Raw genomic sequence first — 18,611 nt, forward strand, 5'->3', positions numbered from 1 at the left:
CGTATAACCTCTCCCGTCAATCGCCCGTCCCGGAAGGTGCCGATGAGCCGCATCGCCCTGATCGCCCTCGTCGTCGACGACTACGACAAGGCGATCCGCTTCTACACCGAGGCCCTCGGTTTCCGCCTCGCCGAGGACACGCCCCGGCCCGACGGCTCCCGCTGGGTCGTCGTCGAACCCGGCGACCCGGGCGCGGGCGCCGCCCTGCTGCTGGCCCGCGCCAACGGCGGGGTCCAGCGTGCCCGGGTGGGCGACCAGACGGGCGGACGCGTCGGTTTCTTCCTGCACACCGACGACTTCGCCCGTGACCACGCCCGGATGACCGCGGCCGGCGTGACCTTCCTGGAGGAGCCCCGCCACGAGTCATACGGCTCGGTCGCCGTCTTCCAGGACCTGTACGGCAACCGCTGGGACCTGCTCCAGCCCGCCGTCCCCTGACCGTCCCCGCCCGAAACCGTCCCCGCCTTCACGCACAGAACCGCCGAGGAACCACCGCACATGTCATCTACGCGCATAGACGCCGGGACCCTCCGCCGCCTCCCCAAGGCGGTCCTCCACGACCACCTCGACGGCGGCCTGCGTCCCGCCACCGTCGTCGAGCTGGCGGAGAGCGTCGGCCACACCCTGCCCACCACCGACCCCGACGAGCTGGCCGCCTGGTACTACGAGGCCGCCAACTCCGGTGACCTGGTGCGCTACATCGCCACCTTCGAGCACACCCTCGCCGTGATGCAGAACCGCGAGGGCCTGCTGCGCACCGCCGAGGAATACGTCCTCGACCTCGCCGCCGACGGCGTCGTCTACGGCGAGGTCCGCTACGCCCCCGAGCTGAACACCAGGGGCGGGCTGTCAATGGCGGAGGTCGTGGAGACGGTCCAGGAGGGGCTCGCCGCCGGCATGGCCAAGGCCGCCGCCGCCGGGACGCCCGTCCGGGTCGGCACCCTGCTCTGCGGCATGCGGATGTTCGACCGGGTCCGGGAGGCCGCCGACCTCGCCGTCGCCTTCCGGGACGCCGGTGTCGTCGGCTTCGACATCGCCGGCGCCGAGGACGGCTTCCCGCCCGCCGACCACCTCGACGCCTTCGCGCACCTGCGCCGCGAGAACGTGCCTTTCACCATCCACGCCGGCGAGGCGCACGGGCTGCCCAGCATCCACCAGGCCCTCCAGGTGTGCGGCGCCCAGCGCATCGGGCACGGCGTCCGCATCACCGACGACATCCCCGACCTCGCCGCCGGCAAGCTCGGGCGGCTCGCCGCCTGGGTGCGCGACCGCCGGATCGCCCTGGAGATGTGCCCGACCTCCAACCTCCAGACCGGCGCCGCGACCTCGATCGCCGAGCACCCGATCACCGCGCTGAAGGACCTCGGCTTCCGCGTCACCCTCAACACCGACAACCGCCTGGTCTCGGGGACGACGATGACGCGCGAGATGTCCCTGCTGGTCGACCAGGCGGGCTGGAGCGTCGAGGACCTGCGCACGGTGACCGTGAACGCCCTCAAGAGCGCCTTCGTCCCGTTCGACGAGCGCAAGGCCCTCATCGAGGACGTGGTCCTCCCGGGCTACGCGTCCGCTCTCTGAACGAGCCCGCGCACATAGGCGGCCTGTCCGACGTGCTGGAGATCGTCGGACAGGACGCTGACCAGCCGCACCGCCAGGGTGACCGGCGGATCCCAGCTGTCGTCGACCACCCGCTCCAGGTCCTTCGCGGTCAGGGAGCGCAGGGCCGTGAGCGTCTGCTCGTGCACGGCGTCGTAGTAGCCGGTCAGCAGGTCGCCGGAGTCGACCCGGACCTTCGCGACCTCGGCGGAACCGTGACCGTACCCGGTGGCCCGGCGGGGCAGGTCGAGGCCGAACCGCTTCTCCCACTCCCCGGTGAGCCACACCTGGTCGAGCCCGAAGGCGTCGGCGACGTGGTTGTCCTGGACGCGGGTGAGATGCCAGACCAGCCAGGCGACGGAGTTGGCGTCGGCGGCGGGGCGGGCGTTCAGGCCGTCCGGGTCCAGGCCCTCGACGGCGGCGTGGACTTCTTCCCGGATGCGGCCGTGGCCCTCGATGAGGATGTCCTTCGCATGCATACGTCCACCATCGCGCAGACGGCCCTTCCGCGCGCCCCGTTCACACACTTCCCGCGTCCAGCAGCCCCATCAGTGCCCGCGCCGCCGGGCTGGTGGCCTGCGCGGGCGGCAGCAGCGCGATGGTCTCGTACTCCGTCCCGTCCGCGTCCTTGAGGGGGAGCGAGGTCAGCGCGGCGCGTTTGTGCCGGAAGTGACGCGGGACGACGGCGATGCCGAGGTTCTCGTCGATCAGGTCGAGCAGCCCGTGCACGTCGTTCACCTCCAGCGGCACGGTCCGGCGTACGCCCGCCGCGGCGAAGACGGCGTCCGTGACGCGGCGCGGACCCCAGTCCGGGTGGAAGTCGACGAAGACCTCGTCGGCCAGATCGTGCGGGGTCAGCACCGCGCCGTCGGCCACGAGCCGGTGGTCCGGGTGGCACAGCACCGTCATCGGCTCACCGGCCAGCGAGACCGACCGGAGCTGGTCCGTGTCCGCCTGGGTGCGGTAGGCGAAGGCCAGGTCGAGCCGCCCCGCCGCGACCTCCTCCGCCAGTTCCCCGGAGCCCGCCTGCCGCAGCCGGATCTCCACGTCGGGGTGGCGCCGCCGGAAGCCGGCCAGCAGCCCGGCCACCGGCACTCCGGCGATGCACTGCTCGGCCCCCAGCGACAGCGTCCCGCGCAGCACCCCCTGCACCGCGGCGACCGCCTCGTGCGCCGACCGCACCTGCGCGAGGATCCGCTCCGCCTCGACGAGCAGCGCCCGCCCCGCCTCCGTCAGCGTCACCCGGCGGGTGGTACGCACGAACAGCGGCGCCCGCAGCTCCCGCTCCAGTGCCCGGATCGACGCCGACAGCCCGGACTGGGACACCAGCAGCCGTTCCGCCGCCCGGGTGAAGTGCTGGTCCTCGGCGACCGCCACGAAGTGCTGGAGATGACGCAGTTCCATGATTGAGAAGCGTAACCGCGCAATCCCATCGGATTCTTCTGTTGGACCACTGCCCGCAGGCCACGGGAGAGTGGGGGACGGTTCCGCCCAAGCCCCGTACCTCGGGGGCCAACCCCTCTGGAGTCGCGTTGTACACCGCACACCCCGACCGCTACGCGGAGATGCCCTACCGGCGCACCGGACGCAGCGGCCTGAAGCTCCCCGCGCTCTCGCTCGGCCTGTGGCACAACTTCGGCCCGGACCGCCCCGTCGAGACCCAGCGTGCCATCCTCCGCCGCGCCTTCGACCTCGGCGTCACCCACTTCGACCTCGCCAACAACTACGGCCCGCCCCCCGGCTCGGCCGAGTCCGCGCTCGGGGAGGCCCTGAGGGCCGACTTCGCGGCGTACCGCGACGAGCTGGTGATCTCCACCAAGGCCGGCTACCTGATGTGGCCCGGCCCGTACGGCGAGTGGGGCTCGCGCAAGTATTTGCTGTCGTCCCTGGACCAGAGCCTGTCCCGGATGGGCCTGGAGTACGTCGACGTCTTCTACTCGCACCGCCCCGACCCGGACACTCCCCTCGAGGAGACGATGGGCGCCCTGCACACGGCGGTGCAGCAGGGCAAGGCGCTGTACGTCGGCGTCTCCAACTACTCGCCGGAGCAGACCCGCGAGGCCGCCCGCATCCTCGCCGAACTGGGCACCCCGCTGCTGATCCACCAGCCGCGCTACTCCATGCTCGACCGCCGCCCGGAGACCAGCGGCCTGCTCGACACCCTGGACGAGCTGAAGGTCGGCTCCATCGCCTACTCCCCGCTGGAGCAGGGCCTGCTGACCGGCCGGTACCTCGACGGCATCCCCGAGGACTCCCGCGCCGCGAGCGACAGCCCCTTCCTCAACTCCGACGCGGTCACCGAGGAACTGGTCGGCAAGCTGCGCACCCTGCACGAGATCGCCGCCTTGCGCGGACAGTCACTGGCCCAGCTGGCGCTGGCCTGGGTGCTGCGGCAGGGCAGGGTGACCTCCGCCCTGGTCGGAGCGAGCAGCCCGCGGCAGCTGGAGGACAGCGTCGCGGCCATCGGGAACCTCGACTTCGACGCCGACGAACTGGCCCGTATCGACAAGATCGTCAAGGGCTGAAGGGCTGAAGGGCTGAAGGGCTGAAGGGCCGAACGGACGCGAGCCGGGTCCGGAGGCGGTGACGCCGCCTCCGGACCCGGCTCGCGGGCGTGTGCGCCCCGGCCTCCTCACGCTCCCTCGGGCACCCGGTCCAGGAAGCCGAACACCGACCGGATCCGGTCCTCGCCGTCCAGCGTGATCACGTCGAAGCCGGCGACCGGCGCCGAACCTCCCCCAGAGGGGGCACCCCCACAGTCGCTCACCAGCTCCCAGCAGAACCGCGCCGTGTCGTGGTGCCCGTCCACGGCGCCCGACAGCCGGAAGGAGAAGCCGGGGAACTGCTCGTGCGCCGCCGCCACCACGGCCGCGATCTGCTCGTGGCCGCGCACGTCGGCCAGCGGGTCGGTGTAGCCCCCGTCCTCCGCCCAGGCCGCGGCGACCGCCTTGGCCACCGCGTCCGGGGCCGCGTTCCAGGCCTCGAAGTAGCGGGCGACGGCGTTCTCGTAACGAAGGGTGGGTGCGGACATGGCGATCATCCTCCAATGGGGTGGGTGTGCCGGCCGGGACCGGATCCCGGTCTCGGTGACCCGGTGCGACCACCATGCCCGCCCCCGCCGGCAGCGTCGATTACCCCCGAAGTCATGGCGTCGGCGCGGCATTTCGGCCAATCACTGCCGTGAATATGCCAGGAGACTGGCCGGAAATTCATGGTGACAGTGGTTCAGTCGTGAACATACTCACCACTAGGGCCTCTCACACCACGCGACAGCGCCCTCACGCACAGCACACGAGCCGCACGGACGTCATGCCGGACCGGCAGGCGCGCTGGGTGACGGGGGAGGGCAGCAGTGCACGACGAGTTCCTGTGCCATGTCACGGCCTACGGTGTCTGCGACGGCCGGCGCATCGGTGTCCCCCTGGGCACCTACCGGGCGCCCACCCTCGCCCTGGCCCTGTGGTGGCTGCGGGACCGGGCGTCGTGGATCGCCCAGCGGCTGGATCCGCAGCCCGACACCCCCCACTTACCGCGCGGCGCCCTGACTCCCGTCGCCGACGACGCGCCCGACGTGCCGCGCATGCTGCGCGCCTGGTGTGCCGACGACGTACAGCAGGAGCTGGTCGCCGACGAGTTGGCCGCAGGGCATCTGGTGCGCGTCGCGACCAGCGACGAGACCACCGAGTACGAGCTGATGGCCGAGTCCGTGGACGCGCTGCGCATGCAGCGGGCCGCCCCGTTCCTGGTCGTCCCCGTCGCCTGACCTCCGCGGCGCCGCACCGCCACGCCTCAGGCCCCGACCCGGCCGGACCGTCCGCGCACCCACCGTGCGAGCAGCGCGCCCAGGAAGCCGGCGACCAGCCCCCACAGCAGTCCGAGACCGACCGCGCCCCACAGACGCGGCCGCAGGAACAGCTTCCCGGCCAGCCCGCCGCCCAGGTCGCCGATGCCGATGACCGACAGCCCGTAGTGGGCGGAGATCCGGCCGACCAGGCCGATCATGAGCACCGTGAGCCCCAGCGCGATCGCCATGTGCACGGCGAGCAGCCAGGCCGGCACCCCCGCCGGGGAGCGTGACGCCAGCAGGAATCCGGCCGCCAGGACCAGGACCGCCGCGGCGGCCAGGAGCCACCACATCCGCCCGTCCTGCTCGGCGAGCGTGCCCACGTCCACGGTCGAGACGTCGGGTGTGCGCAGCACCTCGTCGAGCACGTGCGGCATCGGAAGCCCGAACGGCCCTTCCACGCGCCCGTTCCAGGTCGCCCCGAGGCCGATGGTGAGCGCGGGCCACGCCAGGTTCGGCAACCCGAGCAGCAGGACGGCGAAGGTGTCCGCCGGATGCCCCCGCGTACCGGCGGCGACCAGGCCGACGACGACGCCGACGACCACGTACGCGAGCAGCAGCGCGACCATCGCGTACGCGGCCGGCCGCACCGACGTCCGCAGCCGCAGCAGCCGTCCGGGCAGCGGCGCCCCGGGGGAGACCAACAGGGCGAGGACGAGCACCCCCGCCAGCCACAGCAGCCCGAAGAGGACGGTCAGCGGCACGTCGGTGGTGAAACCGACCGTCGGGGCGATGCCGAACAGGTCGCCGAGGTCGCTCAGCAGGCCCTCCCCGAGGGAGACCTCGAAGGTCTGCCGGGCGGCGAACGCCGTCCCGAGGAGGGCGAGCAGCCACAGGACGGCGATCCGCGCGGCCCAGCCGGCCAGCTCCGGGACGCCGGTCACGGCCCGCCGGCGCAGCGGCCGCAGGAAGCCCCGGGCGATCACCAGAGCCCCGGTCAGGGTGACGGACAGCGGCATCACGGTCAGCCCCGCGTCGGTGGCGGCCAGCTCACCCGCGTCGCCGGACAGCTCCAGGGCGCCGCCCACGGCGGTGACGACGGTCGCCACGACGACCCGGGGAAAGGCGTTGTCGGGCAGGTCCGCGGCACCGGCCGCCCACAGCCCGAGCGCGGCCACGACCCCCATGGTGACCAGCCCGGCCAGCACCGTGCCCAGCGCCTGTACCCAGCCGTGACGGGCGACCGCCCGGCCGGACGGTCCGGGAGACGTGGGAGGTACGGGCGGCACGGGGGGCACGGGCGGGGGGTGCGGACTCACGCTGCCACGCTAAGCAGCGGCCGCCGGCCACGCCCGCCGACAGGGCCGTCCGCGCCGGGAGACGGCCCCTGTCGGCGGCGTACGGACCGTCGTGGACCGGCCGCCATGATGGATCGTTCGCCGTCCTGGACCGGCCGTCGCCATGGACCGGCCGAGGTCTCAGCCCGCCCGCACGACCAGGGCGTAGTCGCCGAGGCCGAGCAGCCGGCCGGCCGGCAGTTCGCCCCGGGTGGTGAAGAGCGCGAGGAGGCGGGCGGTCCGGGTGTCGAACGCGACGTCCAGCACCGTGCCGTGCTCGGTGCCCGTGTCGACGAGGACCCGGTGGCCCAGCAGCTCGTGGTGGGACGACGGCGCCGGCTCCGGGGCGGCGGCGGACCGGAGGCGGACGGCGCCCGGTCCGACGGACTCCACCGTGTCCCAGGCCACCTCTTTCTCCCGGCCGAACCTGCCACCGCGGAACCGGACACGACTGAGCGATCCGGACCGGACGTCGACGGTCAGGGACGTCACGGTGCCGAGCGGTCCGCCGCCGTCCGGCACCAGCACCGGCAGCCCGCGCACCTCGGTGAACAGCATCACGGCAGCGAGCCCTTCCAGGGACCGGGCACGCCGCCGACCAGGGCGGTGAAGCCGGGCAGGTCGTCCGCGACGTGCCGGACGGCGTCCTCGGGCAGGACCAGCGCGCGGCCGGTGACCGTGAGCGACTCGCCCCGCGGCACGTACACCCGGCGCCGGTGCCGGGTGGGGCCGGGCACGAACCGCCGGCTGGCCGCCAGCCGGAAGCCGACCACCCGTCCACCGGTGCCGCCCTCCACGACGACGTCGAGCACCGTGCCGATCTCCGTCCCCGCTTCGGTCAGCATCCTGGCCCCCAGCAACCGGGCCCGCAGGTTCTGCTGGTGCGCCGTCATAGCCGCCGCGTTCACCAGGCCGCGCCGGTCCCGGATCATCACCGCGTCGTGGCCCAGCGCGTACACCGCCTGCCACGGCAGGCCCTCCTTGAGCGGGCCGGACAGCAGGCTCCGTCCGGTCAGGGTGAAACCGGTGATCCGGCCCGCGGCGGCGTCGCATACGGTGTCCTTGACATGGGCGACGGCCTCGCCGCCGAGGGTGACCACCGGCCGGGTGGTGAGGCTTCGTGCGGCCATCAGTTCGTTCATCGCACACCCTTCCCCGACCGCTCGCACACCCTTCTCGCACCCACGGGTTCCCCGCACGACTGTGACGATGCCCGCACTGCGCAGAGACGGGGACTGCGATGCGCGACTCGGGGTACGAGGACAGGTGCAGCAGAGTCCGGCCAGTCCGGCGTCCGAGAGAGAAACGCATGACCGAGTACCTGGACGGGGCAGTGATACCGACTGGTTTCGACGTACCCGTTGAACCGCTGAGGCGGGCGGCGCACTACTCCGGTGAGCCGGGATGCATAGCGCAGGCACGTTCCTTCGCCTCGCTCTTCCTCGACCAGCTCAGGACCGAGTGGTGCGCCACGATCGGTCCCCGCGCCGACGGCGCGGTGCTCCTCGTGGTGAGCGAGCTGGTCACCAACGCCGACCGGCACAGCAAAGGCCCGTACATCCTGGAGCTGGAGGGTACGGGCGCCTCGGTGGCGGTGACCGTCTACGACAGCAGCGGAGCGGTGCCGGAGCGCTTCCCCCGGGACCCCGAGCGCGTCGGACGGCACGGGCTGGAGATCGTGCACGCCCTGGTGGAGACGGTCGTCATCGAACGCGTCCCGGTCGGCAAGCGCGTACGCGCCGTGGTGCCCCTCACCGAAGGGTGAAGGGCACCGTCGTCATCGCCTGTGCGGGGTCGAGGCTCAGGCGCAGCCGAGCTCGCCCAGCATGCCTTCGCGCAGCCGGGTGATGATCCGCTTGATCAGCCGGGACACGTGCATCTGCGAGCAGCCGAGCCGTTCGCCGATCTCCGCCTGTGTGGCCTCCTCCACGAACCGCAGGTGGATGATCTGCCGGTCGCGCTCGCTCAGCTCCGCCATCAGCGGGGCCAGCGAGTGGAAGTCCTCCACGAGTCGCAGGCCGTCCTCCTCCACGCCGATGAAGTCGGCGAGGACCGACTCGCCGTTCTCGGGACCGTCCCCGGTCAGCGCGGCGTCCAGTGAGGAGGAGTTGTAGCCGTTGGACGCGATCTGGCCCTCGATCACCTCGTTCTCGCCGATGTTCATCAGTGTGGCGAGTTCGGCCACGGTGGGTTCGCGGTCCAGGCGGGAGGAGAGCTCCTCGCGGGCCCTGGCCAGCTCCACGCGCAGCTCCTGAAGGCGACGCGGCACGTGCACCGCCCAGGTCGTGTCACGGAAGAAACGCTTGATCTCGCCGACGATGTACGGCAGCGCGAAGGACGTGAACTCGACCTCGCGCGACAGCTCGAAGCGGTCGATCGCCTTGATCAGGCCGATCATGCCGGTCTGGACGATGTCCTCCATGTCGTCCCCGCGACCGCGGAAGCGGCCCGCGGCGAACCGCACGAGCGACATGTTCATCTCGATGAGCGTGTTGCGCGCGTACTGGTATTCGTGCGTGCCCTCTTCGAGTTCCGTCAGGCGCCGGAAGAACTGGCGTGACAGCTGCCGCGCGTCGCGCGGCGCCACGGTACGGGGATCCACGGTGCGGGTGTCCACGGCGTCCTGTGTTTCCGGCCGGACCACGGCGGTCTCCATTGCCTCTCCCACGAAAGTCACGGTTCGACGTCTCCCTAGGCGTTTCGCGCTCGCGGGTACCCGGGTCGCGACGACTCATGCCCCCGTTTCCGTCGAGCGTAGTCCCGCCGACGGTCCACGGCCATCCGGGACACTCCGGGGGCCGGGAATCCCGACGGCACCGGGATTTCCCTGAGGGCGGAACGGCGCCCCCTTCCGTGATCCGCCCGCAACCCTAGGCTGAGGAGGTGACCAGCCACGTGCCGAACGAAGCCCGCGTCATTCCGCTGCGCCCGCAGGCCGCGCGCCCGGGGGCCCGTCCCGCCGCCCCACCGGTCCCCCCGGAGCGAAGGCCGCCCACCGTGCGCGAGCCCCTGTGGCGGGACCTGGTCGGGGACGTCCTGCGGCGGGAACGCCTCGACCAGGAGCGCACCCTCAAGGAGGTCGCGGAGGCCGCCCGGATCTCCATGCCCTACCTGTCGGAAGTGGAGCGTGGCCGCAAAGAGGCGTCCTCGGAGGTGCTGGCGGCCGCCGCCGGCGCCCTCGGACTGGGCCTCGGCGACCTACTGGCCCGCGCCCAGGGCGAGCTGGTCCGCCTCGCCTCCCGGCACACCGGCGCGGGAGCACGCCGGTCCACGCCGACGTCCGGCGCACGGTTCGACGGGATGTGCCTGGCCGCCTGAGAGCGCGCGGACGCGCACGGGCCGGGCGCCCCGCCCGAAGCGGGGCACCGGCCCGTGCGCTCACACCCGCGCCTGGCGCCGGACGAGCACCTCGTCGGCCAGTCCGTACGCCACCGCGTCCGCGGCGGTGAACACCTTGTCGCGGTCCATGTCCGCGCGCAGCGTCGCCACGTCGTGCCGCGTGTGGCGGGCCAGCACCTCCTCCACCTGGGAGCGGATCCGCACCATCTCCTTGGCCTGGAGCGCCAGGTCGGAGACCGTGCCCTGCCGGCCGCCGCTGGCCGGCTGCCCCAGCAGCACCCGGGCGTGCTCCAGGACGAACCGCCGCCCGGGGTCCCCGCCCGCCAGCAGCACCGCCGCCGTGGACGCCGCCTGCCCGACGCAGAACGTCGAGATCGGCGCCTGCACGAAGGTCATCGTGTCGTAGATCGCCATCAGCGACGTGAACGAGCCGCCGGGGGAGTTGATGTAGATCGCGATCTCGCTCTCCGGGGCCGACGACTCCAGATGCAGGAGCTGCGCGATCACGACGTTGGCCACGCCGTCGTCGATCTCGGTCCCCAGGAAGATGATCCGCTCCGACAGGAGCCGGCTGAACACGTCGTAGGACCGCTCGCCCTGCGGGGTCCGCTCGACGACGTTCGGAATCGTGTAGCTCCCCATGTCACAGCCCCATCCGTCGCCGGGTGGCGGCCGGGCGCACGTCCGCGAGGGACTGCACGACCTGGTCCACCATTCCGTACTCCCTGGCCTCCTCGGCCGTGAACCAGCGGTCGCGGTCGCCGTCCCGGGAGATGGTCTCCGGGCTCTGACCGGTGTGCTCGGCGGTGAGCCGCTCGATGGTCCGCTTGGTGAACTCCAGGTTGTCCGCCTGGATCTCGATGTCGGCGGTGGTGCCGCCGATGCCCGCCGACGGCTGGTGCATCATGATCCGCGCGTTCGGCAGGGCGTAGCGCTTGCCCGCCGTGCCCACGCTCAGCAGGAACTGCCCCATGCTGGCGGCGAACCCCATGGCGAGCGTCGAGACGTCGTTGGGGATCAGCCGCATGGTGTCGTAGATGGCGAGCCCCGCGTGCACGGAGCCGCCGGGGCTGTTGACGTACAGGCTGATGTCGGTGCGCGGATCCTGCGCGGACAGGATCAGCAGCTGGGCGCAGACCCGGTTCGCGGAGACCTCGTCCACCTGGGTGCCCAGCAGCACGATCCGCTGGTCCAGCAACTGCTCGGCGAGCCGGTCGTCGAAACGGGTCGCGGGGGTGTCGCCGTCCTCGGCCCTGGGCGGTGCGGCGGGGGCGGGGCCTGCGATGAGTGGAGACATCGGCACTCCTTGTCGAGTCGTAGCCAGTCGTAAGGGGTGGTAGTGGTGGGGGAGCGGTGCGCGGCCGACGGCACCGCGGTTCCTCCACTGTCGGCCCGCCGCGGCCCCCGCCGGGCATTTCTCTGCCCGCGGCAGATTCGCCACGGGCAGAGCGATGAGTCCGGCGGCCCGCACCGGTCGGTACTGGTGACCGTGTTCCGCCCCCAGGAGGTAGTCATGAGCACCGACGGGTTCACCACGTGCCTGTGGTTCGACGGCGACGCCGAGGACGCCGCCCACTTCTACGTCTCCGTCTTCGAGAACTCCGGCATCGGCGCCGTCACCCGCTATCCCGAGGGAGCGCCGCAGCCCGTCGGCTCGGTGCTCACCGTCGAGTTCACCGCCAACGGACAGAAGTTCGTGGGCCTCAACGGCGGCCCGCAGTTCCGGTTCAACGAGGCGATCTCCTTCCAGATCACCTGCGAGGACCAGGACGAGGTCGACCACTACTGGACCGCGCTCACCGAGGGCGGCGGCGAGGACGGCCCCTGCGGCTGGCTCAAGGACCGGTTCGGCGTGTCCTGGCAGGTCGTCCCGCGCCGGCTCGAGGAGATGTTCCGCGACCCCGACCCCGCCAAGGTGGCCCGCGCCAACAAGGCCATGATGTCGATGCGCAAGCTGGACATCGCCGCGCTGGAACAGGCGTACGCCGGGGAGTGACCACCCGCCCGCACCCGGCCCACACCCACGTTCGCCGAGGAGGCGGCAGACATGGCCGTATCACCGGAAGGGGCCCCTTGCTGGGCCGACGCGATGTTCACGGACGTCGAGGGAGCCAAGAGGTTCTACGGCGACGTCCTCGGCTGGACCTTCGGCGAGTCGTCGACCGAGTTCGGCGACTACACCCAGTGCTACGCCGACGGCAAGGCGGTGGCCGCCGTGGTCCCGCCCCCGCCCGGTCACGAGGACCAGTCCCAGTGGTGCCTCTACTTCGCCTCCCCGGACGCGGCGGCGACCGCCGGCCGGATCCGCGAGGCCGGCGGAGAGCTGCTCCTGGAGCCGATGCGGGTCGGCGACTTCGGCACCATGTGCCTGGCCCGCGACCCGGGCGGCGTCGTCTTCGGCGTCTGGCAGGGCGAGAGGCACGAGGGCTTCGAGGCGACGGCCGTGCCCGGCGCGTACTGCTGGGCGGAGGTCTTCACCCGTGAACCCGCGAAGTCGGACGCCTTCTTCCCGGCGGTCTTCTCCTACGGGGCCAAGCAGATGCGGGACGACCAGGTCGACTTCCGCCTCTTCGACCTCGGCTCCGACCCCGTCCTGGGCCGCATGACCATGACGGAGGACTTCCCGCCCGAGGTCCCGCCGTACATCAACGTCTACTTCACCGTCGCCGACTGCGACGACGCCGTGGCCCGCGCCACGAAGCTCGGCGGGATCCTGCGGTTCGGCCCGATGACCACCCCGTTCGGCCGGTTCGCGGCGCTGAGCGACCCGCAGGGCGCCGGCTTCTCGGTGATCGACATCACGACCACCGAGGGGGAGATGCCGGAGGTCGCGGACGTGCCCTGAACCTCGTCCGGACGCCCCGCCGGACCATGGCATGATCGAGCGCATGCGTGAACGAGTAGTGGCCGCGTGCGACGGGGCTTCGAAGGGAAACCCGGGCCCGGCCGGCTGGGCCTGGGTGGTGGCCGACGCGTCTCAGGCCCCGGTCCGGTGGGAGGCCGGCCCGCTCGGCAGGGCCACCAACAACATCGCCGAACTGACCGCGTTGGAGCGGCTGCTGGCGTCGACCGACCCCGACATGCCGCTTGAGGTCCGGATGGACTCGCAGTACGCCATGAAGGCCGTCACCACCTGGCTGCCGGGCTGGAAGCGCAACGGCTGGAAGACGGCCGCCGGCAAGCCGGTCGCCAACCAGGAACTGGTCGTGCGCATCGACGAGCTGCTCGACGGCCGCTCGGTCGAGTTCCGCTACGTGCCCGCCCACCAGGTCGACGGCGACCGGCTCAACGACTTCGCCGACCGCGCCGCCAGTCGGGCGGCCGTCGTCCAGGAAGCCGCGGGCAGCGCTCTCGGCTCTCCCGAGCCGCCGCCCGCCCCGGACGTCCCGGCGACCCGCAAGGCACCGCGCCGCGGACCGGGCGCGGCCAGCAAGAGCGGCTCCTCCTCCCGCACCATCAAGGCGAAGTTCCCCGGACGCTGCCAGTGCGGCCGCTCGTACGAGGCCGGCGAGTCCATCGCCAAGAACGACCAGGGCTGGGGCCACCCGGAGTGCCGCACGGCGGCCGCCGGATAATCCGCGCCGGCCACGGCCGCGTAGCGGCGGTCCGCCACCCTCCCCTTGTTACCCTGCGGTCCCGAATGACCGTTATGAGTGCATATCAGGGGTGTGTGTGAAGGTCGCCTGCGTCGGCGGTGGACCCGCCGGACTCTATCTGTCGATCCTGCTGAAGCGGCAGGACCCGGCCCACGACGTCACCGTGTACGAACGCGACCCGGAGGGCTCCACCTACGGCTGGGGCGTCACCTACTGGCGCGGACTGCTCGACCGGCTCCAGGAGCACGACCCGGAGTCGGCGCGCGCCGTCGAGGAGCACTCGGTGCGCTGGCGGGACGGCGTCGCCCACGTCGGCGACCTGACCACCCGGCACCACGGCGACGAGGGCTTTGGCATCGGCCGCCACCGGCTCCTGGCGCTTCTCGCCGCACGCGCCCGCGACCTCGGCGTACGCCTGGCGTTCGAGCACCCCGTGACCGGCGCGAACCCGCCCGCCGCCGACCTCGTGGTGGCGGCCGACGGTGCCGGCAGCGCCCTGCGCGGCCGGCACGCCGGCCACTTCGGCACCGAGATCACCGGCGGCCGCAACCACTACGTGTGGCTCGGCACCCCCAAGGTCTTCGACGCCTTCACCTTCGCCTTCGCCGAGACCGGCCACGGCTGGATCTGGGCGTACGGCTACGGCTACGGCCCCGAGGGCAGCACCTGCGTCGTCGAGTGCGCGCCCGAGACCTGGACCGGCCTCGGCCTGGACCGCGCCGACGAGGCCGAGGCACTGATCCTGCTGGAGAAGCTCTTCGCCGACGTGCTGGACGGACACCCGCTCACGGCGCGTTCCTCCGGCCGGGCGAGCGCCGCCTGGCCCGTCTTCCGCACCCTCACCAACCGCACCTGGTCCCGCGGCAACCTGGTCCTGCTCGGCGACGCCGCCCACACCACGCACTACTCCGTCGGCGCCGGCACCACGCTCGCGCTGGAGGACGCCATGGCGCTGGCCGCGGCACTGCGCGAGCCGGACACTCCCCTCCCGGACGCCCTCGCCCGCTACGAGCGCGAACGCCGGACGGCCCTGCTGCCGGTGCAGAGCGCGGCCCGGCTCAGCGCCCAGTGGTACGAGAACCTGCCCCGCTACATCCACCTGCCCCCAAAACAGATGTTCGCCCTGCTCGGCCAGCGGCACTCACCGCTGCTGCCGTACCTCCCGCCGCGCCTCTACTACCGGATGGACCGGGCGGCCGGCCGGCTGGAGACGCTGCGCCGGCTCAAGCGCCGACTGGGACCCGTGCTCGCGCGCACGGTCCAGGCGCGCAGGCTCGCCCCAGGAAAACGGCCGGACCGCGCCGGGCGTCCCGACGCGGTGCCCGCGCACCGCGGATGACAGACTGACGCCATGGACGAGCGCACTTTCGGCAGGTCGGATCAGCACGCTTCGGTGGTCGGCCTCGGCACCTGGCAACTGGGTGCCGACTGGGGAGACGTGGACGACAAGGAAGCCCTCGCGGTACTGGAGGCGGCGGCCGAGTCGGGGGTGACCTTCTTCGACACGGCGGACGTCTACGGTGACGGCCGCAGCGAGCAGACCATCGCGACCTTCCTCGCGAGCAGGCCCGACCTGCACGTGCTGGTCGCCACCAAGATGGGCCGCCGGGTCGACCAGATCCCGCAGAACTACGTCCTGGACAACTTCCGGGAGTGGAACGACCGCTCCCGCCGCAACCTCGGCGTGGACCGCCTCGACCTGGTGCAGCTGCACTGCCCGCCGACGCCCGTCTACTCCAGCGACGAGGTGTTCGACGCCCTGGACACCCTCGTTGAGGAGGAGCGCGTCGCCGCGTACGGCGTCAGCGTGGAGACGTGCGAGGAGGCGCTCACCGCGATCGCCCGGCCGAACGTGGCGAGCGTCCAGATCATCCTCAACCCGTTCCGTATGAAGCCCCTGCGCGAGGTCCTGCCCGCGGCCCGCGAGGCCGGCGTGGGCATCATCGCCCGGGTGCCGCTGGCGTCCGGCCTGCTGACCGGCAAGTACACCAGGGACACGGTCTTCGCGGCCAACGACCACCGCAACTTCAACCGGCACGGCGAGGCCTTCGACCAGGGCGAGACCTTCTCCGGCGTCGACTTCGCCACCGGCGTGGAGGCCGCCGCCGAGTTCGCCGCGCTCGCGCCCGAGGGATACACACCGGCCCAGCTGGCGCTGCGCTGGATCGTCCAGCAGCCAGGCGTGACGAGCGTGATCCCCGGCGCCCGTTCGCCCGAGCAGGCCCGCGCCAACACGGACGCCGCCCGACTGCCGGAGCTGTCCGAGGACACCCTCGCCGCGATCCGCGACCTCTACGACCGCCGTATCAAGGACCAGGTCGCCAGCCGCTGGTAGCGGGCTGACCGGCGGGGCCCGCGGCCGGCCTCACGGCACCAGGCGCAACTGCCGTTCCCGCTCCTGGTCGCCGGAGGCCGCGCCCTCGTCCCGCGCGCCGAAGGCGCGGGCCAGCGTCTCGCTCGCCGCTTCCACGGCCTGCGGTGTGCCCTGCACGGTGACGGTCACCGGCGCCGACAGCGATCCGCCCGCCGCCGGGGCGGCGTCCGCCCGCGGGGCGTCCGGGGTGTCGAAGGTCGCGGTACGCACCGTCGCCCCCTCGTCCGCGGGCAGGTCGCCGGGGGCCCCGAAGACGCCCTCCAGTGCGCGGACGACCGCCCGCGCGTCGTCGATGCCGCCGCCGTCGAACGTCACGGTGAGCTGAGTGTCGGACATCTTGGCCTTCCTTGCCGCGCCGGGGTCGTTCCCGGCCCGTGTAACCGCCCCCCGACCACCCAAACCGGGCGTCGCCCGCACGGAGCGGCGCCTTGAGTACGGGGATCCCGGGAACAGGGAAGGAGACGCAGACGACGGTCGACGGGAGGCAGACGTGACGCACTCGGACTCGCGCTCGGCTGAGGAACAGGCCAGGCGCAGGGGGCGCAACGAGACCGAGGAGGAGCGGGCCGACCGGATGTGGACGGAGCTGATCCAGGAGGTCCGCGTCGCGCAGATGGGCGTGCAGATCCTGTTCGGCTTCCTGCTCACCGTCGTGTTCCAGCCCAAGTACGAGACCCTCTCGGACACCGATCAGACGATCTACCTGGTCACGGTGGTCCTCGGGGCCGTGACGACCGGCGCCCTGATCGGACCGGTGTCCCTGCACCGCCTCGTCTCCGGGCGGCGGGTGAAACCCCATGCGGTGCGGTGGGCGTCCCGGCTGACGCTGCTCGGCCTCGTGCTGCTGCTCGCCACGACGGCCTGCTCGCTCCTGCTGATCCTGCGCGTCGCGACCCACGACGGCTTCGTGCCCTACCTCGTCACCGGCGTGGTGCTCTGGTACCTGCTGTGCTGGTTCGGGATCCCGCTGTGGACCCGGCACCGCCACACGGCCCGCTGAGCCGAGGCACCGTCCCCCGGCGGCCGGGCCGGCCCTCAGCCCTCGGCGGTCAGCGCCGCGAGGAAGTCGTCGACGCACACCTCTTCCTCCCCTGGCCGGACCACCGTGTGCGTCTCACGCAGGAACGCCTCGACGGCCGCGGCCCAGACGAACACGACGGCGCGGTGGCGCTCCCCGTCGGCCCGGTCGTCGCCGAGCAGTTCGATGCGCAGCTCGTCCCACATGCCCCGCGACTCGGGCCGCATCCGCACGTCGCCCACGCCGACCGGGCGGGTGAGGCCCTCGGCGACCATCTCCCGGTCCAGCGTCCACTCGGCGAGCACCCGTCCGTCGTGGCTGAAGACCATGGTGAGGGCGAACGGGTCCGCCGCGTCGTATCCGAGGTGCGCGAGGACGGGGAACCGGTCGCCGGCGTCGCCCGCCTGGAGCTGCACGACCATGGTCCTGTGCGCGACGGTGTTCACGAATGCCTCCAGGGGGGACGGACGTAGAGCCCTCTAGTACCCGGTTCACGCGCAAGATGCTCGGTCGTTCGAGTGATTCGCCCGTCCGTCCGTTTCGGTCGCCGGTCTCAGTCGCGGCCGAACGCCTCACGGAGTGCGGGCAGCAGAGTGCTCTGCGACCAGTCCAGGAAGGCCGGTTGGGACTCCCCACCGATCTGCACCAGGGCGATCTCGGTGAACCCGGCCTCGACGTACGGGCGTACGGCCGCCACGAAGGCGTCGGGGTCGTCGCCGCAGGGAATGGACTCGGCGACGTCGTCGGGCGTCACGAACTGGGTGGCGGCCTCGAAGGAGTCCGGGTGCGGCAGTTCGGAGTTGACCTTCCAGCCGCTGCCGAACCAGCGGAACTGGGAGTGGGCCCGCTTGATCGCCGTGTCCCGGTCGGGGTCGTAGGAGACGGGCAGTTGGCCCACGCGCGGCTTGCCCTCGCCGCCGTGCCGGCCGAAGGCGTCCAGCAGTCCCGCCTTCGGCTCGGTGGCGATCACCAGGTCGGCCAACTCGCCCGCGAGCTTGGCGGAGCGCTCCCCGGAGACGGCGATGCCGATGGGCGGCGGGCTGTCCGGCAGGTCCCACAGCCGGGCCGATTCCACGTCGAAGTGCGCGCCGCGGTGGTTCACGTGGCCGCCCCCGAACAGCGCGCGGATGATCTCCACCGCCTCCTGGAGCATCTCGTGCCGTACGTCGACCGACGGCCAGCCGCCGCCCACCACGTGCTCGTTGAGGTTCTCGCCGGAGCCGAGACCCAGCCGGAACCGGCCCTCGGAGAGAAGTTGCAGCGTCGCCGCCTTCTGCGCCACCACCGCCGGGTGGTAGCGGAACGTCGGACACGTCACGTAGGTCATCAGCGGGATGCGGGAGGTGGCCTGCGCCGCGGCGCCCAGCACGCTCCATGCGTACGGCGCGTGGCCCTGCGAGCGCAGCCAGGGGAAGTAGTGGTCCGAGGTCACCGAGAAGTCGAACCCCACCTCCTCGGCGCGCACCAGATGGCCGACGAGTTCTCGCGGGCCGGCCTGCTCGGTCATCATCGTGTATCCGATGTGTGCCATGGCGGCCGAGTCCCCGCGAGGCGCGAGGGAAAACCG

General features: G+C 72.3%; 24 protein-coding genes. 12 read left to right on the plus strand and 12 right to left on the minus strand.

All coding sequences use genetic code 11. The annotated features are described in order from the left end of the window. The first annotated feature begins 42 nt into the window (after positions 1 to 42). Together AB0P07_RS05910 and AB0P07_RS05915 are read left to right on the plus strand one after the other, a co-directional pair. Positions 43 to 438, plus strand: coding sequence for a VOC family protein (locus tag AB0P07_RS05910; protein ID WP_365545654.1), 396 nt, complete (start codon positions 43 to 45; stop codon positions 436 to 438). Positions 439 to 498: 60 nt separating this feature from the next. Next, positions 499 to 1,578, plus strand: a complete 1,080-nt coding sequence (locus AB0P07_RS05915) for an adenosine deaminase (RefSeq protein ID WP_365545657.1) — start codon at positions 499 to 501, stop codon at positions 1,576 to 1,578. Here the strand turns inward: AB0P07_RS05915 and AB0P07_RS05920 are convergent. Together AB0P07_RS05920 and AB0P07_RS05925 are read right to left on the minus strand one after the other, a co-directional pair. Beyond that, positions 1,560 to 2,075, minus strand: a complete 516-nt coding sequence (locus AB0P07_RS05920; RefSeq protein WP_365545660.1) for a DUF664 domain-containing protein — start codon at positions 2,073 to 2,075, stop codon at positions 1,560 to 1,562. The two genes, AB0P07_RS05915 and AB0P07_RS05920, sit on opposite strands and share 19 nt — an antisense overlap. A gap of 40 nt (positions 2,076 to 2,115) precedes the next feature. Further along, a complete protein-coding gene (locus tag AB0P07_RS05925) occupies positions 2,116 to 3,000 on the minus strand; it encodes a LysR substrate-binding domain-containing protein (protein WP_365545663.1) in 885 nt (294 codons plus the stop codon). 128 nt (positions 3,001 to 3,128) lie between these two features. Between AB0P07_RS05925 and mgrA the strand changes: the two genes are divergently transcribed. After that, positions 3,129 to 4,121 (plus strand): L-glyceraldehyde 3-phosphate reductase, encoded by a 993-nt coding sequence (mgrA, locus tag AB0P07_RS05930; RefSeq protein ID WP_365545666.1) that lies wholly within the window; start codon positions 3,129 to 3,131, stop codon positions 4,119 to 4,121. A gap of 107 nt (positions 4,122 to 4,228) precedes the next feature. Here the strand turns inward: mgrA and AB0P07_RS05935 are convergent, their stop codons facing one another. Next, positions 4,229 to 4,627, minus strand: a complete 399-nt coding sequence (locus tag AB0P07_RS05935; protein WP_365545669.1) for a nuclear transport factor 2 family protein — start codon at positions 4,625 to 4,627, stop codon at positions 4,229 to 4,231. A gap of 321 nt (positions 4,628 to 4,948) precedes the next feature. Between AB0P07_RS05935 and AB0P07_RS05940 the strand changes: the two genes are divergently transcribed. Beyond that, a complete protein-coding gene (locus AB0P07_RS05940; RefSeq protein ID WP_365545672.1) occupies positions 4,949 to 5,359 on the plus strand; it encodes a hypothetical protein in 411 nt (136 codons plus the stop codon). 26 nt (positions 5,360 to 5,385) lie between these two features. On the opposite strand, the gene AB0P07_RS05945 is transcribed toward AB0P07_RS05940, so the two are convergent. From AB0P07_RS05945 to AB0P07_RS05955, 3 genes are all read right to left on the minus strand, one after another. Further along, positions 5,386 to 6,669 carry a streptophobe family protein gene (locus tag AB0P07_RS05945; protein ID WP_365545886.1) on the minus strand — a complete coding sequence of 428 codons (1,284 nt, stop codon included), beginning with the start codon at positions 6,667 to 6,669 and terminating at the stop codon, positions 5,386 to 5,388. Positions 6,670 to 6,858: 189 nt separating this feature from the next. Then, positions 6,859 to 7,278, minus strand: a complete 420-nt coding sequence (locus AB0P07_RS05950; RefSeq protein WP_365545675.1) for a hypothetical protein — start codon at positions 7,276 to 7,278, stop codon at positions 6,859 to 6,861. Next, positions 7,275 to 7,859 (minus strand): PRC-barrel domain-containing protein, encoded by a 585-nt coding sequence (locus AB0P07_RS05955; RefSeq protein ID WP_365545678.1) that lies wholly within the window; start codon positions 7,857 to 7,859, stop codon positions 7,275 to 7,277. The genes AB0P07_RS05950 and AB0P07_RS05955 overlap by 4 nt, the downstream gene beginning before the upstream one ends. A gap of 167 nt (positions 7,860 to 8,026) precedes the next feature. Between AB0P07_RS05955 and AB0P07_RS05960 the strand changes: the two genes are divergently transcribed. Further along, positions 8,027 to 8,482, plus strand: coding sequence for an ATP-binding protein (locus AB0P07_RS05960; protein WP_365545681.1), 456 nt, complete (start codon positions 8,027 to 8,029; stop codon positions 8,480 to 8,482). Between the two features lie 36 nt (positions 8,483 to 8,518). Here AB0P07_RS05960 and AB0P07_RS05965 read toward each other — a convergent pair whose 3' ends face one another. Further along, the gene (locus AB0P07_RS05965; protein ID WP_102932147.1) at positions 8,519 to 9,373 is read right to left on the minus strand and encodes an RNA polymerase sigma factor SigF; all 855 of its coding nucleotides are present in this window, start codon (positions 9,371 to 9,373) and stop codon (positions 8,519 to 8,521) included. Between the two features lie 227 nt (positions 9,374 to 9,600). Between AB0P07_RS05965 and AB0P07_RS05970 the strand changes: the two genes are divergently transcribed. Then, positions 9,601 to 10,035, plus strand: coding sequence for a helix-turn-helix transcriptional regulator (locus AB0P07_RS05970; RefSeq protein ID WP_365545684.1), 435 nt, complete (start codon positions 9,601 to 9,603; stop codon positions 10,033 to 10,035). Between the two features lie 60 nt (positions 10,036 to 10,095). Here AB0P07_RS05970 and AB0P07_RS05975 read toward each other — a convergent pair whose 3' ends face one another. Together AB0P07_RS05975 and AB0P07_RS05980 are read right to left on the minus strand one after the other, a co-directional pair. Then, a complete protein-coding gene (locus AB0P07_RS05975) occupies positions 10,096 to 10,698 on the minus strand; it encodes an ATP-dependent Clp protease proteolytic subunit (protein WP_365545686.1) in 603 nt (200 codons plus the stop codon). Position 10,699: 1 nt separating this feature from the next. Continuing rightward, on the minus strand, positions 10,700 to 11,353 hold the full coding sequence (locus tag AB0P07_RS05980) for an ATP-dependent Clp protease proteolytic subunit (protein WP_365545689.1): 654 nt from the start codon (positions 11,351 to 11,353) through the stop codon (positions 10,700 to 10,702). A gap of 216 nt (positions 11,354 to 11,569) precedes the next feature. Between AB0P07_RS05980 and AB0P07_RS05985 the strand changes: the two genes are divergently transcribed. The 5 genes from AB0P07_RS05985 to AB0P07_RS06005 all read left to right on the plus strand — a co-directional run bounded on the left by AB0P07_RS05985 (position 11,570) and on the right by AB0P07_RS06005 (position 15,987). After that, a complete protein-coding gene (locus AB0P07_RS05985) occupies positions 11,570 to 12,052 on the plus strand; it encodes a VOC family protein (protein WP_365545692.1) in 483 nt (160 codons plus the stop codon). Positions 12,053 to 12,103: 51 nt separating this feature from the next. Continuing rightward, complete coding sequence (locus AB0P07_RS05990; RefSeq protein WP_365545695.1) at positions 12,104 to 12,901, plus strand: VOC family protein; 798 nt, start codon at positions 12,104 to 12,106, stop codon at positions 12,899 to 12,901. Positions 12,902 to 12,932: 31 nt separating this feature from the next. Next, complete coding sequence (locus AB0P07_RS05995) at positions 12,933 to 13,631, plus strand: ribonuclease H (RefSeq protein WP_365545697.1); 699 nt, start codon at positions 12,933 to 12,935, stop codon at positions 13,629 to 13,631. A gap of 97 nt (positions 13,632 to 13,728) precedes the next feature. Further along, a complete protein-coding gene (locus AB0P07_RS06000) occupies positions 13,729 to 14,991 on the plus strand; it encodes an FAD-dependent monooxygenase (protein WP_365545700.1) in 1,263 nt (420 codons plus the stop codon). A gap of 12 nt (positions 14,992 to 15,003) precedes the next feature. Continuing rightward, complete coding sequence (locus tag AB0P07_RS06005; RefSeq protein WP_365545703.1) at positions 15,004 to 15,987, plus strand: aldo/keto reductase; 984 nt, start codon at positions 15,004 to 15,006, stop codon at positions 15,985 to 15,987. A gap of 30 nt (positions 15,988 to 16,017) precedes the next feature. Here the strand turns inward: AB0P07_RS06005 and AB0P07_RS06010 are convergent, their stop codons facing one another. Beyond that, positions 16,018 to 16,362, minus strand: coding sequence for a hypothetical protein (locus AB0P07_RS06010; protein ID WP_365545706.1), 345 nt, complete (start codon positions 16,360 to 16,362; stop codon positions 16,018 to 16,020). A 238-nt stretch (positions 16,363 to 16,600) separates the two neighbouring features. Between AB0P07_RS06010 and AB0P07_RS06015 the strand changes: the two genes are divergently transcribed. Next, a complete protein-coding gene (locus AB0P07_RS06015; protein ID WP_365545888.1) occupies positions 16,601 to 17,026 on the plus strand; it encodes a DUF6328 family protein in 426 nt (141 codons plus the stop codon). A 35-nt stretch (positions 17,027 to 17,061) separates the two neighbouring features. Here AB0P07_RS06015 and AB0P07_RS06020 read toward each other — a convergent pair whose 3' ends face one another. Continuing rightward, positions 17,062 to 17,490 (minus strand): SsgA family sporulation/cell division regulator, encoded by a 429-nt coding sequence (locus tag AB0P07_RS06020; protein WP_365545708.1) that lies wholly within the window; start codon positions 17,488 to 17,490, stop codon positions 17,062 to 17,064. Between the two features lie 107 nt (positions 17,491 to 17,597). Beyond that, positions 17,598 to 18,575, minus strand: coding sequence for an LLM class F420-dependent oxidoreductase (locus AB0P07_RS06025; RefSeq protein ID WP_365545711.1), 978 nt, complete (start codon positions 18,573 to 18,575; stop codon positions 17,598 to 17,600). Between the last annotated feature and the right edge of the window lie 36 nt (positions 18,576 to 18,611).

Origin of the sequence: Streptomyces sp. NPDC085944, from assembly GCF_040686295.1 — a bacterium.
GTDB lineage: Bacteria > Actinomycetota > Actinomycetes > Streptomycetales > Streptomycetaceae > Streptomyces > Streptomyces salinarius.

Excerpts from the sequence above, each read along its gene's own strand:
- AB0P07_RS05990 (WP_365545695.1), top strand. The coding sequence starts at position 12,104 with ATGGCCGTATCACCGGAAGGGGCCCCTTGCTGGGCCGACGCGATGTTC.
- AB0P07_RS05915 (WP_365545657.1), top strand. The coding sequence starts at position 499 with ATGTCATCTACGCGCATAGACGCCGGGACCCTCCGCCGCCTCCCCAAG.
- AB0P07_RS05975 (WP_365545686.1), bottom strand. The coding sequence starts at position 10,698 with ATGGGGAGCTACACGATTCCGAACGTCGTCGAGCGGACCCCGCAGGGC.
- AB0P07_RS05920 (WP_365545660.1), bottom strand. The coding sequence starts at position 2,075 with ATGCATGCGAAGGACATCCTCATCGAGGGCCACGGCCGCATCCGGGAA.
- AB0P07_RS05965 (WP_102932147.1), bottom strand. The coding sequence starts at position 9,373 with ATGGAGACCGCCGTGGTCCGGCCGGAAACACAGGACGCCGTGGACACC.
- AB0P07_RS06025 (WP_365545711.1), bottom strand. The coding sequence starts at position 18,575 with ATGGCACACATCGGATACACGATGATGACCGAGCAGGCCGGCCCGCGA.
- AB0P07_RS05985 (WP_365545692.1), top strand. The coding sequence starts at position 11,570 with ATGAGCACCGACGGGTTCACCACGTGCCTGTGGTTCGACGGCGACGCC.
- AB0P07_RS06015 (WP_365545888.1), top strand. The coding sequence starts at position 16,601 with ATGTGGACGGAGCTGATCCAGGAGGTCCGCGTCGCGCAGATGGGCGTG.
- AB0P07_RS05935 (WP_365545669.1), bottom strand. The coding sequence starts at position 4,627 with ATGTCCGCACCCACCCTTCGTTACGAGAACGCCGTCGCCCGCTACTTC.
- AB0P07_RS06005 (WP_365545703.1), top strand. The coding sequence starts at position 15,004 with ATGGACGAGCGCACTTTCGGCAGGTCGGATCAGCACGCTTCGGTGGTC.
- AB0P07_RS05955 (WP_365545678.1), bottom strand. The coding sequence starts at position 7,859 with ATGAACGAACTGATGGCCGCACGAAGCCTCACCACCCGGCCGGTGGTC.
- AB0P07_RS05925 (WP_365545663.1), bottom strand. The coding sequence starts at position 3,000 with ATGGAACTGCGTCATCTCCAGCACTTCGTGGCGGTCGCCGAGGACCAG.
- AB0P07_RS05960 (WP_365545681.1), top strand. The coding sequence starts at position 8,027 with ATGACCGAGTACCTGGACGGGGCAGTGATACCGACTGGTTTCGACGTA.
- AB0P07_RS05910 (WP_365545654.1), top strand. The coding sequence starts at position 43 with ATGAGCCGCATCGCCCTGATCGCCCTCGTCGTCGACGACTACGACAAG.
- AB0P07_RS05980 (WP_365545689.1), bottom strand. The coding sequence starts at position 11,353 with ATGTCTCCACTCATCGCAGGCCCCGCCCCCGCCGCACCGCCCAGGGCC.
- AB0P07_RS06010 (WP_365545706.1), bottom strand. The coding sequence starts at position 16,362 with ATGTCCGACACTCAGCTCACCGTGACGTTCGACGGCGGCGGCATCGAC.
- AB0P07_RS05995 (WP_365545697.1), top strand. The coding sequence starts at position 12,933 with ATGATCGAGCGCATGCGTGAACGAGTAGTGGCCGCGTGCGACGGGGCT.